At 61.7% G+C, this 11,132-nt stretch carries 13 protein-coding genes; 4 read left to right on the top strand and 9 right to left on the bottom strand.

Annotated features, from left to right (window positions below; genetic code table 11):
* Nucleotides 1-64: 64 nt before the first annotated feature.
* The 6 genes from VH599_17050 to VH599_17025 form a co-directional block, all read right to left on the bottom strand.
* Nucleotides 65-1,000 (bottom strand): cation diffusion facilitator family transporter, encoded by a 936-nt coding sequence (locus tag VH599_17050; protein ID HEY7350029.1) that lies wholly within the window; start codon nucleotides 998-1,000, stop codon nucleotides 65-67.
* Between the two features lie 54 nt (nucleotides 1,001-1,054).
* Nucleotides 1,055-2,158 carry an aminopeptidase gene (locus VH599_17045; GenBank protein HEY7350028.1) on the bottom strand — a complete coding sequence of 368 codons (1,104 nt, stop codon included), beginning with the start codon at nucleotides 2,156-2,158 and terminating at the stop codon, nucleotides 1,055-1,057.
* 208 nt (nucleotides 2,159-2,366) lie between these two features.
* Complete coding sequence (locus VH599_17040; protein ID HEY7350027.1) at nucleotides 2,367-2,657, bottom strand: hypothetical protein; 291 nt, start codon at nucleotides 2,655-2,657, stop codon at nucleotides 2,367-2,369.
* 48 nt (nucleotides 2,658-2,705) lie between these two features.
* The gene (locus VH599_17035) at nucleotides 2,706-2,951 is read right to left on the bottom strand and encodes a hypothetical protein (GenBank protein HEY7350026.1); all 246 of its coding nucleotides are present in this window, start codon (nucleotides 2,949-2,951) and stop codon (nucleotides 2,706-2,708) included.
* Entirely contained in the window at nucleotides 2,932-3,291 is a 360-nt protein-coding gene (locus VH599_17030) for a hypothetical protein (protein HEY7350025.1), read from the bottom strand. The genes VH599_17035 and VH599_17030 overlap by 20 nt, the downstream gene beginning before the upstream one ends.
* Before the next feature lie 207 nt (nucleotides 3,292-3,498).
* A complete protein-coding gene (locus tag VH599_17025) occupies nucleotides 3,499-4,611 on the bottom strand; it encodes an aminopeptidase (protein ID HEY7350024.1) in 1,113 nt (370 codons plus the stop codon).
* Between the two features lie 266 nt (nucleotides 4,612-4,877).
* On the opposite strand from VH599_17025, the gene VH599_17020 reads away from it, so the two are divergent.
* Nucleotides 4,878-5,042 carry a hypothetical protein gene (locus VH599_17020; protein ID HEY7350023.1) on the top strand — a complete coding sequence of 55 codons (165 nt, stop codon included), beginning with the start codon at nucleotides 4,878-4,880 and terminating at the stop codon, nucleotides 5,040-5,042.
* 169 nt (nucleotides 5,043-5,211) lie between these two features.
* Here the strand turns inward: VH599_17020 and VH599_17015 are convergent, their stop codons facing one another.
* Complete coding sequence (locus tag VH599_17015; GenBank protein HEY7350022.1) at nucleotides 5,212-5,706, bottom strand: hypothetical protein; 495 nt, start codon at nucleotides 5,704-5,706, stop codon at nucleotides 5,212-5,214.
* A 781-nt stretch (nucleotides 5,707-6,487) separates the two neighbouring features.
* On the opposite strand from VH599_17015, the gene VH599_17010 reads away from it, so the two are divergent.
* From VH599_17010 to VH599_17000, 3 genes are all read left to right on the top strand, one after another.
* Nucleotides 6,488-7,234, top strand: coding sequence for a metallophosphoesterase family protein (locus VH599_17010; GenBank protein ID HEY7350021.1), 747 nt, complete (start codon nucleotides 6,488-6,490; stop codon nucleotides 7,232-7,234).
* A gap of 352 nt (nucleotides 7,235-7,586) precedes the next feature.
* Nucleotides 7,587-8,459 carry a hypothetical protein gene (locus VH599_17005; GenBank protein HEY7350020.1) on the top strand — a complete coding sequence of 291 codons (873 nt, stop codon included), beginning with the start codon at nucleotides 7,587-7,589 and terminating at the stop codon, nucleotides 8,457-8,459.
* A gap of 66 nt (nucleotides 8,460-8,525) precedes the next feature.
* Complete coding sequence (locus VH599_17000) at nucleotides 8,526-8,831, top strand: YgiT-type zinc finger protein (GenBank protein ID HEY7350019.1); 306 nt, start codon at nucleotides 8,526-8,528, stop codon at nucleotides 8,829-8,831.
* Between the two features lie 23 nt (nucleotides 8,832-8,854).
* Here VH599_17000 and polX read toward each other — a convergent pair whose 3' ends face one another.
* Together polX and VH599_16990 are read right to left on the bottom strand one after the other, a co-directional pair.
* Nucleotides 8,855-10,594 (bottom strand): DNA polymerase/3'-5' exonuclease PolX, encoded by a 1,740-nt coding sequence (gene polX / locus VH599_16995; GenBank protein HEY7350018.1) that lies wholly within the window; start codon nucleotides 10,592-10,594, stop codon nucleotides 8,855-8,857.
* A 12-nt stretch (nucleotides 10,595-10,606) separates the two neighbouring features.
* The gene (locus tag VH599_16990) at nucleotides 10,607-11,113 is read right to left on the bottom strand and encodes a hypothetical protein (GenBank protein ID HEY7350017.1); all 507 of its coding nucleotides are present in this window, start codon (nucleotides 11,111-11,113) and stop codon (nucleotides 10,607-10,609) included.
* Nucleotides 11,114-11,132: the final 19 nt, after the last annotated feature.

Below are 11,132 nucleotides of genomic sequence, written 5' to 3'. Positions count from 1 at the left end.
CACACAAAAGTTACATACCTCCAGGGGGTATCTCAGCCGTATCTGGTAAGGCGGGCGGGCGATTTCAACCGCCCGACAGATGCTCGGCCCCTTCCGGCTCGGCATGCACCACCGCGTCCATCACCTGCGGAACCTGGCGCTGAATCTCCGCGCTGACCTGATGGGCAATCGTGTGCGCTTCCTGAATCGAAAGCGTGGGGTCCAACCCCACCGCCATATCCAGCAGCACGCGGTTCCCCGCGATGCGCGCCCGCAGTTCGCGCACCTCCCTCACCTGTGGAAAAGCCACCGCCACCTCGGTAATGCGATCAAGCAGCGCTTTGGGCGGCGCCTTATCCAGCAAAATGCCTGTCGTGCGCACACCGCTGCGTAGCGCCGTTCCGCCAATCACCAGCGCCACCGTGATCGCGGCAAGGGGGTCGGCAATCGGAAAGCCCAGCGCGGCGAAGATCAAGCCAACGATCACAGCCACCGCGCCCCACATATCCGAAAGGAAATGAAACGAATCGGCCTCCAGCGCGGCGCTGCCGCCGCTTGCCCCGGCTGCCCGGTCCAGATAGCGGCTGGTCGCCAGATCGATCACCAGCGACCCACCCATCACCGCAAACGCCCACCACTGCACATCAATCGTAAAACCTGTAATGATGCGCACAATCGATTCATAGATCAAAATACCGCTGGCAATGCCGATAATCAGCATTTGCAGCAGGCTGCTCAGGTTCTCGTAGCGCGCGTGTCCAAACGCGTGATGGCTGTCCGGGGGGACTTCGGCGCGACGAATGCCCCAGACCGCCAGCACGCTTGCCGTCAGATCGGTCAGCGAATGGACGGCCTCGGCAATCAACCCGATGCTGCCCGCCAGAAACCCCACACTGGCCTTGACCAGGATCAAGAGCAGGTTCACCCCCACCGAAACAAGCGCCGCCCGTATCTTTCCTGGCGTCGCTGGCTCAGGCGAGGGGGTCTGTATTGATTGGGGTGGCAGCACAGATTCGGCCATCAGCGCCGTCCATTCGCTGGGAGCCAGCGGTGCTTTCCTCCGGCTCCTGATAGGCTACACCACAAAGTTCCCGTTTTTGTTGAACAATTGCCCATCCACCCACACCTCGCCGCCGTCACGCAAATCGCAGATCATATCCCAGTGCAGCGAGGACTGATTCTTCGCGCCCGTATCAGGATAGCCCGCGCCCAACGCCATATGCACCGAACCACCGATCTTCTCATCGAACAGGATATTCTTGGTACCCCGGCTGATGCCAAAATTGTTGCCGAAGGCAAACTCACCCAGGCGGCTCGCGCCCTCATCCATCTTCAACATCTGCTCCAGCAAGTCCTGGCCCACATCCGCCGTCGCCTCCACCACCTTGCCCCCCTCAAAGCGCAGGCGCACGCCCTCCACCGGACGCCCCTGGAACATCGCCGGAAGCGTGAAGCGAATATGCCCGTTGACCGAATCTTCCACCGGCCCGGTAAAGAACTCGCCATCGGGGAAGTTCTTCTGCCCATCCGCATTGATAAAGATGCGGTCCTTCACCGACAGATGCAGATCGGTGTCTTTGGCGATCACATGAATCTGCTCTTTGCCCTTCATCCAATCCACCAGACGCTGTTGATCGGCCCCCAGCGCCTTCCAGCGCGCTACCGGGTCATCATCGTTCAGGAAACACGCCTCGTAGACAAACTCGCTAAAGTCCGCCAGCGACATCCCCGCATCCTGCGCGTAGGCGTTCGTCGGATAGAGCGTCAGGCTCCACTTCAGGTCGCCAACAGATTGCCGCCGCATAAACGTTTCGATCAGCTCTCGCCCCGCCTGCTGCTGCATGGCCTGCCTCGCCGGGTCGGCGTTTGCTAGCGAGCGCGTGTTCTCCTCCGCGATAATCTGAAGCGTGGCGTTGAACTCGCTGATAACCATTTTCGCTATTGGCGAGATGTCCTTCAGTTGGTCCTCGTTCGCCTCTTTCAAGAAAATCTCTTGTAGGCCCGGCACGTTGATGTTCACTTCAGGATGCGCGCCCACCCGCAGCGCCTCGCGGTAGACTTCCGTAACCAGGGGCGCTGCCTGGGGCGAACTCATAATCATAAACCTGTCGCCGGGCTGGACGCCCACCGAATAGCGCACCAGTACCTCGGCCCAACGCCGCAATCGTAGATCAGCCATAGGGGTAATGGCTCCTTCTTCTCTAAACTATCGCTTTACCCGAACCGGCAGCCTCCAAACACTGTGGTTCTATTCACTACTACGATGCTGAACTTCAGATTATCACAAGTCAGTTTCATATTCTTAATATATCCCCTTCGGATTCTGATATGTGTGCTTCAGATCGAAGACAGCCGCCAGCGCCCGAAGGGTGTCTTCACCCTCAGCATCACGCGTAGCCGTGTTGTAAGAGGTGTTCTCCTGCGCGCCGCGCGCCTTCAGCATTGGGCCGCTCGTAGTCGAACGTATCAGCCAGCCGGTCTGCAATGCTAAAGGCCGCGCAGACAGCAATCGCTTCTTCGATGCCTTCGTCGCTCACACCCGCCTGACGCATGCGCGCTATATCCTCGGATGAGATTTCATCTGGTCGCAGCGTCAGCGTTTCCAGAAACCCCAATACTGCCCGCAGCTTCTCGCTGACCGGCGCGCTGCGCCAATCGCTCAGCACCGCCTCAATCAAAGCCGCATCTTTCATTCCCGCCAGCGCGACCGCGCCGTGGATGGTCGTTCAGTAGACACACTGATTCAGCCGCGAAACAAACGCCGCAAAGAGTTCGCGTTCGCCCTGCGTCCATTCCGCCGATGGCTGGTGCTGGGTCGCGTCAACAAAGGCCGAGAACGCCATCCCGAAAAAAGCGGGACGGTAGGCGAGCAGCCTGGTCATATCGCTGACGCGGCCCCCACGTTCCAGCATCCGCTGAAACGCCAGCTTTTGCTCGTAGCTGTGCCCGCTCTCAAGAATCTGTAGGCGCATCAGCGCCTCCTTTCGTGGCGCGCAAGACCGCCATCCCGCGCTCATAGCGACGGATAGCCGCGCCCATTGCCGCGCTAATCACCGCCTCGAAGATGGTGTCCTCGGCATAGCCAGCCGCCAGCAGCCCCCGTATATCCTCGTCGGTCACTGTATAGGCGGAGCGCGTGACCTTGGTGAGCACCTTCGCCAGCGGCTCATCCATCTGCTGGCTGGCCGGTCCCTGGTCGGGATTGGCGCTCCAGGTAACGATGCGCTGGCGCTCCTCCTGGCTCAGCACACCTGGCCCCTCCAGACTGGCCTCGCGCAACTGGCGAAACCGCTCATGAATTGATGCGCTCAAGCGTCTGTCCCCCTTTAGAGGCTGGCGGTTAAAACCGCGCCTGGGTGGCCCAGGGCCACAAAACCCGCACAGGCGAGTTAGACGAATGCCCGGCATGCCGGGGTGGGGCCGAGGGGGCATGTACCGCCGCCGTCCCCGGCGGCCCATCGCTGGCCTACGCGAACGCTCCCCCTGGCGGTACACGCCATGTGTACTGCCAGCCTGCCCTCAAACCAGCAGCTTGCCATCTTTCAAGAACAGCGTATCATCCACCCAGACCTCGCCGCCGCCCGCCTCCGGGCGCAGATCGCAGACCATATCCCAGTGCAGCGCCGATAGATTCTGCCCGCCCGTCTCTGGATAGCTGCTGCCCAACGCCAGATGCACGGTGCCGCCGATCTTCTCATCAAAGAGCGTGTTGCTGATGCCGCGTGTAATGCCAAAGTTGTTGCCGAAGGCAAACTCGCCCAGCCGCCGCGCCCCATCGTCCATCTTCAGCATCTGCTCCATAAACTCCTGGCCCTGGGCCGCCGTCGCCTCGACCACCTCGCCTTTGCGGAAGCGCAGGCGAATATCCTGCACCACACGCCCATTGATCGCCGACGGGACCATATAGCGAATCGTACCCTCGGCGGAATCTTCCACTGGCCCGGTGAAAAACTCGCCGCTGGGAAAGTTGCGCTTGCCATCGCTGTTGATAAACGTGCGCCCCTCGATAGAAAGTGACAGATCAGTATCGCGCCCCAGCACCCGCACGCGCTTTTTGCCCTTGAGCCAATCAACATAACGCTGCTGAGCCGCGCCCAACGCGCGCCAGCGTTCGGCAGGATGCTCGTCGTTCAAGAAGCAGGCCTCATAGACAAACTCGGTAAAATCTCCCAGCGACATCCCCGCGTTCTGCGCATATGCCTGCGTGGGATAGAGCGTGCCGCACCACTTGAACTGTCCCTGCTGCTCGCGCTCACTGAAGCGCCGCCGTGACGCGGCGTTCGCCCGCTGAAGGATCGCCTGGCGCGATGGGTCCACGCTCGCCAGGGAGCGCACATTCTCCTCGCTGCCAATCGAAAGCCGGGCGCTGATCGTCTCGGCCATCACTTCATCCATTGGCGAGACAAATGCAAGCTGCGCATCAGAGGCTTCTTTCAGCGTGATTTCCGTGAGGGCGGGCAGCGAGATGCGCGGCAGCGGTTTACCGCCTGCCCGCAAGATTTCGCGGTACACCTCTTCGACCAGCGGCGCGGCCAGCGGCGCGGCGTTAATCACCACCGTCTCGCCCGGCTGCACGTACAAACAATAGCGCGTGAGCGTCTCTGCCCAGCGCCGGATGCGTGGATCGGCCATAGCTACTCCCTTACTAGATACATACCAGGAGGCGCAGCATCGCTCACTTGTAGCGCCGCCTTCCAGGCGGCAGGGGGGCTGCGGGGGCCTGTACCGCCGCCGCCCCTGGCGGCTAACGCTGCGCCAGCTCGAGCGTTCGCTTCCAGGGCCAACGGACCGGCAGGCCAGCGTTGAGCCGCCTGGAAGGCGGCGCTACAGGTACAACGCTCCTCTTCATGCGAAGTTGATTTCACAGCCCTATAACCCCTGCGCGTTGATGATACCAGATGCGCATCGCTTGTACAACTATTCGCCTGGGCGATGCACACGCCACCCGTACCGCCGCCGTCCCGGCGGCCAGCGTTGGGCCAGCACGGAGGCTGGCGGTACAGGCGGCGCAGCCCTGCCCGTACCGCCGCCGCCCCTGTCGGCGCAACCGCTCGCTAGCATGAACACCGCTACCTGTAGCGCCGCCTTCCAGGCGGCCAGCGTTGAGCCAGCACGGAGGCTGGCGGTACAAGCAGAGGCCGCCTGTACCGCCGCCGTCCCTGGCGGCGCCGGGCGGGGAGGCGGCGGCGAACCGCTGCGGTATCTCCCATGCTGCCCCTCAGAACAGCCTGCCTAGCTCAGCGCCCGCTGAAAGGCGACCAGAGGCGCTTCAAGCCAATCGCGGCGCTGCGCCTCCTCCCAAAGCTGCCACAGCCGCCGCGCCTGCATGGCGAACAGCAGGTTATGCGTCAGCCCGCCCACCAGCCCTTCCGGCGCTTCCAACAGCCGCTCGATCAGCCCGGCAGTAAGCGTGATCTCCGCGCCGATACGCTCCTCGCTGAAATCATGCAGTTCAGCCACCTCATAGCCGCCCCGAATCGTATTGGGTAAAGCGGGCGGCGTCTCCCAGCGCAGCGGGCCGCGCGTCGGCTTGAAGCGTTCGCGCAGGATGGCCGTCAGAGCAGCGGGCAGGGCTTCCGTCAGGAAGGTCAGGTCACGCACGCGCCGGAACGACCAGTCGAGCGGGCGATAGCGGCGATCTCCGGGCCAGAACGTCGGGCCGCTGCAACGAGTGAAGGGTTGGGGGACGGGCGCGCCCCAGGCAAAAGCCGTCGAAGCGGGAGACATACAAGCATTCCTCCTCGTGCGCAAAGCGCAAGCGGGACAGCGTGCTGCGCTGCCTGCGCGAGATGCGCAGCGGCCACCTGCTGGACCCCATGAAACGTTCCCGTTTCACGCTTCCGGCTGCCGGACTGGCAACCGAATCCAGAAGGTGGCCGCTGGAGGATTTGTGCTATAGAATGCCTCCAGCCCCACGTCCTGGGTAACTTCCAGGTTTGGGGTCAGTGGCGTCGTCGGTGTTTTAGACCGGCGGCGTCACACGATAACCGCTGCAAGACAATCGTTGAAAGGGTTCCTGTACCTCAGTCTGGAAGCAGTATACTTGTTTATCGCGTGGTTGTCAAGGGGCAGCCACAGGATGGTTCCACCACACAGGAGGTGTTGGCAAGCGCGACCTGTCACTTGTAGCGCCGCCATCCTGGCGGCCAACGATTCGCCAGGGCGAGCGTTCGCCCCCAAGGCCAACGGACCGGCAGGCCAGCGTTGAGCCGCCTGGAAGGCGGCGCTACAGGTACCACACCCCGCAGCCCCTGCCGCCTGGAAGGGACGCGCGAGCGACCAGCGGGAGCGAGAATGCCGAGGCTGGACCGCGCGACCGAGCGTAGCGAGGGAGGGTGCGGGAACCCAGTTCCCGCAAGCGGTCCAGGCCGCAGGCCCAGCCGAGGCAAACGTCCCTTCCCGAAGGGGGCGGCGCTACAAGTGGCGTCCCCCCGATAGTTGGTGGGACCCCACAGGATCAAAGACTAGCGAACCCAAAGAAGCCAAAGCACCCGAAGGAGCAAACGCTATGCGCATCGCGCTCATCTCAGACATTCACGGCAATTGTTTCGCCCTGGACACCGCCCTGGCCGATCTACGCAGCCATTCCGTCGCTCAGATCGTCTGCCTGGGCGACGCCATTCAGGGCGGCCCGCAGCCCGCCGAAACCGTTCAGCGGCTGCGCGAACTGGGCTGCCCTATCGTCATGGGCAACGCCGACGCATGGCTGTTGGCTGAAGAGAACGACAGCGCCGAACCAACCTCCCAGCAGCAGCGCGACGTGCGCGCCTGGACGCTCTCCAAACTCTCCTCTGATGATCTGGCGTTCATCCGCAGCTTCCAGCCTACCGTCGAAGTCGCGCTGGCGGGTGGGCAGCGCCTGCTCTGCTTCCACGGCTCGCCCACCTCTTACGACGACATCCTCTTGCCCGACACGTCCAGAGAGGATTGGCAGCGTTTCCTGGGGCCGTTCGCCCCGGCCATCATGACCGGCGGCCACACCCACACCCAGCAGATGCGCCGCGTCGGCGAGGGCTTGTTCTTCAATCCGGGGAGCATCGGCCTGGTCTATGATGTTCTCCTGCCCAAAGATCAGATTTACACCAGCCCCTGGGCCGAATACGCCATCCTCACCCACGAGCAGGGCCGCCTGAGCCTGGACTTTCACCGCGCCCCCTACGATGTCGAGCAGCTTATCCAGGTCATCCAGGCCAGCGGCAGACCCCACGCCGACGCCATGATCGCCGACTACCGCCGCGACCCAAAGAACGCCTGACACAACCTCTGTGGGCCAGAAATACTTGTAGCGCCGCCTTCCAGGCGGCAGGGGGCTGCGGGGGTGTGGTACCTGTAGCGCCGCCATCTTGGCGGCTCAACGCTGGTCTGCCGGTACGGTGGCCTGATGGGCGAACGCTCGCCCTGGCGAAGCGTGGGCCGCCAAGATGGCGGCGCTACAAGTGAGCGATGCTGCGCCACCAGCGTTTTGTAAGCGAGTTGACAGAGGGGCAGGCAGCGAACTATAATAAAAGCAAGAGGTCATAACACAGGAGCGGCTCCAACTCAGGAGCCGCCGACATGCAAGCCAGAGAAGCGGGTGGGCGCGTCAGGCGCAGTCAAGGAGGCGAGCAATGGTCAAAGAAGGTCGTCCCGCTCATGGGGCAGTAGTGGTAGGGCTTGTCCTGTCCACACTCTTCTTAGCCGTTCAATCCTTCGCAACGTCCATAGATGAATTGCGGCGTCTCTCCCTGCTCAGCCTTGCAGAACATTATCTTATACGCCTCGTTATCATCTCCGCCCTCCTTCTGGCAATCAGAATGCTTCTTGTTCAGGGACGCCACTGGAATCAAGTGGATTACCGCCGCCAGATGGCCGCCGCCTGGGGTTTCGCCGCCCATGTGCCGCTCGCTCAACCACACCCGCTTCCCAATGTTGGGGCGCTGCCCCTGCCCTTCACCATCAAACAAAAAGTGAAATGGCTGCAAGCCCTCCCGGTTTACTTGGTTCTCTGTCTTGGCGGAGGCTTTCTCATTCTACCGACCCTCTCCCTTATAGTGACTGGAGATTTCAAGGAAGGTTGGCAGGCCGCATCGCATGGCCCATTTCTAATACTTTCAATTGAGTGGTCACTTATCATAGCCATAAATGTAATGGCGTGGTGGTTATGGCCCCGGCAGATTGCAATTACATCCGAGGGCCTGACCGTTGGGCTTGCTCTTACCCTCTGGCCGGGCCACAGTTGGCGACCCAAGAGGCGGCAATCTACCATTCCCTGGAATCAGGCGCGGCTCTTTGCCATCCGCGATGGTAAGCCAAACACGCCAGCCACACACTACGAACTCTCCAGCCCCTATGTCGTCGTCCAATGGACGCGCCTGCGCCGCCCGCGCTGGTGGTCGTTCCACCAGCCTGCCATTCCCTTTGCCGAATACGACGCCCAAATGGAGGCGCTGATCGCCCTCATCACCGGCATCACCGGCCTGCCACTCTACGACGTGCGCTAGAGCGTTCCCCTGCTTCGACATGTGATACACTATCAGCAGGCCAAGACGCGAAAGGAGCGGTGAATAATGGCAGGAGCAGCGAACATGGTCCCAGATGAGCAGGCTCCCGAATTGACCGCAGAGCAAGCCAGGCTCCTGCACTGCTACGCATGTGGCAATGATGACGCCTACGAGCTTCGGGAGATTGAGGAGCCGGTAACAGTAGGCCAAAATACCGCCATTGTGCGGATTCACGCCGCAGTCTGTCGGTTCTGTGGAGAGCGGCTGCTTGATCTTCCCAACCGGGCGCGCCTGGAGGAGGTCCGTTCCAGGCTGGAGCGTGGCGAAGTCGCTGGCTTTGAGCCAGTGGGCCTTACCTACCGTGTTCCCTAGCAGGCACAGCGACAGCCGCCTGGTTATGCTTTCTGCCGCTGGCGCTTGAAGAAAGCCAGCAGATCATCCACTCCCAGCGTGTTCGGCACATCGGCAGGGGTTAGCGCGCCCTTGCGCGCAATGGAGACGCCGTAGCGCATATCTTCCAGACCGCCGGGGTTATGCGCGTCGGGGCAGATAGGAATCTTCACCCCATGCTCTTTCGCCCGGTGCAGCCAGCGCCAGTCCAGGTCCAGCCGCAGCGGATTCGCGTTAATCTCGATGCAGACGCCCAGTTCACCCGCCCGATCAATCACCGCCTCCATATCCAGCCCATAGCCATCGCGGCTCAGCAAGATACGCCCCGTCGGATGCCCGATAATGCTCGTATAGGGGTTCTCCATCGCCCGCAGCAGGCGCTTCGTCTGCTCCTCTGGCGGCAGATTGAAGAGGCTGTGAATCGAAGCCACCACAAAATCGAAACTCTTCAGCGTCTCTTCGCCAAAGTCCAGCGCGCCATCGCGCAGAATATCGCACTCCGTCCCTTTCAGGATGCGGAAGCGCCCGGCGTATTCCTGGTTCAGCCCGTCAATCTCCTCCTGCTGGCGCTTCACCTTCTCTTCGTTCAGCCCGCCCGCGTAGGCCGCCGTCTTGCTGTGGTCACAGATGCCAATATACGCATAGCCCAGCTTGATACACGTCTCGGCCATCTCCTTGATGCTCACCTGCCCATCGCTCCAGGTGCTGTGGCAGTGTAAGACGCCGCGCAAGTCTTTTTCCGTCAGCAGCGGCCCCGGCAGATGATGCTCCAGCGCCGCCTGAATCTCGCCGCGATCTTCGCGCAGTTCCGGCTCGATATAGTCCATGCCCAGCGCCGCGTAGAGTTCAATCTCATCGTGGATAGGCAGCAGCGTCTCCCCCTGGAAAATGCCCCACTCGCTCACCTTCATCCCATGATCCTGCGCGTAGCCGCGCAGCGCCACGTTATGCTCTTTCGAGCCGGTGAAGTGATGCAGCATCGTCGGGTAAATATCGTCGGTACAGAGCCGCAGGTCCATCGCAATCCCCGGAGCCAGCACCACGCTGGATTTCGTCTCGCCCTTGCCGGTAATCGCCACCACGCTGGGCATCGTCGTAAAAGCATCCATAATCGCGCCGCGTTGGCTGTCGTCGGTCACGCTGGCGACCACATCAATATCCTTGACGATCTCTTTGCGGCGGCGCAGGCTGCCCCCAATCGAAATACGCAGAACGCCGGGCAACTGCCTCAGCGCCTCCACAATCTGTTCCGCCTCGGCGGCGGCCACCGGATAAAGGTAGCGATCTTGATGCTGGCTAAGAAACTGAATGCCGCGCAAGATATTATCCTGCGTCTTCGCGCCAAGGCCGGGCAAAGTGGCGACCCTGTTGGCCTGGCACGCCTGCTCCAGTTCGGTGATCGTTGTCACGCCCAGCGCGTCATGAATCTGCTTGATGCGCTTCGGCCCCAGCCCCGGAATACGCAGCATCGCCCGCAGCCCGGCAGGAATCTCCGCCTTCAGGTCGTCATACGCCTTCAATCGCCCCGTCGTCACCAGTTCAGTAATATCGCGCACCAGCGACGGACCCAGGCCAGGCGTCCCCACCAGCCGATTCGCGCGCACCCGCTCTTCCAGGTCGCCATCCAGCGCCCCGACGACCCGCGCGGCATTCTGATAGGCCCGCGACTTAAAAGGGTTCTCGCCCTTCAGTTCGAGCAGGCTGGCAATCTCCTCCAGAATGGAGGCAACAGCGGCTTTCTCCAAGACAGCCCCTCCTCAGTCATGCGAGACATCAAACACTTCTGGCGGGCGCGGCGAAAGCTCAAAAGGGTTACGCCCCTTGATCTCCCTTTGCAGCCCGCGCTTGCAATCGAAATGAATAAAGAGCCAGGCCACCAGATGCTCCGAGAGAAAAATACCATCCCAGGGTACATCCAGATCGTGATTGCGCAGCGGCTCGTGGCAGACAAAGCAGCGCACCAATCCGGCGTCAATCGCCCGCGTTGCCCAACGCAGCAGAAAGACATGAAAATCGTTGAGCGTCATCTCACTGAGCCGCTTTTCAGGATAGCCCAGCGTATCCGGGTTCGGCGCGGCGCGCGCATCATGATCGCGCGCGCTCAGGAAAACCATCGGCGGGCGCGCGATCTCCGTGATATGCTCCGCATCCTCGGCGATCACCATCGTTCGCAGCAGATGTTGTTCATCAAACCAGCGCATCAGGTCAGCATCCACCAGCGCGCGTTCGATAGCCTGGCTCTGTTCGGAGCCTTCAGTATCCATCGGTCACTCTCATCATGCA

The sequence above is a fragment of the Ktedonobacterales bacterium genome (genome assembly GCA_036557285.1).
Lineage (GTDB): Bacteria > Chloroflexota > Ktedonobacteria > Ktedonobacterales > DATBGS01 > DATBHW01.
The sequence above is the reverse complement of the archived record's forward strand: the minus strand, read 5'-3'. Positions and strand labels throughout refer to the sequence as shown.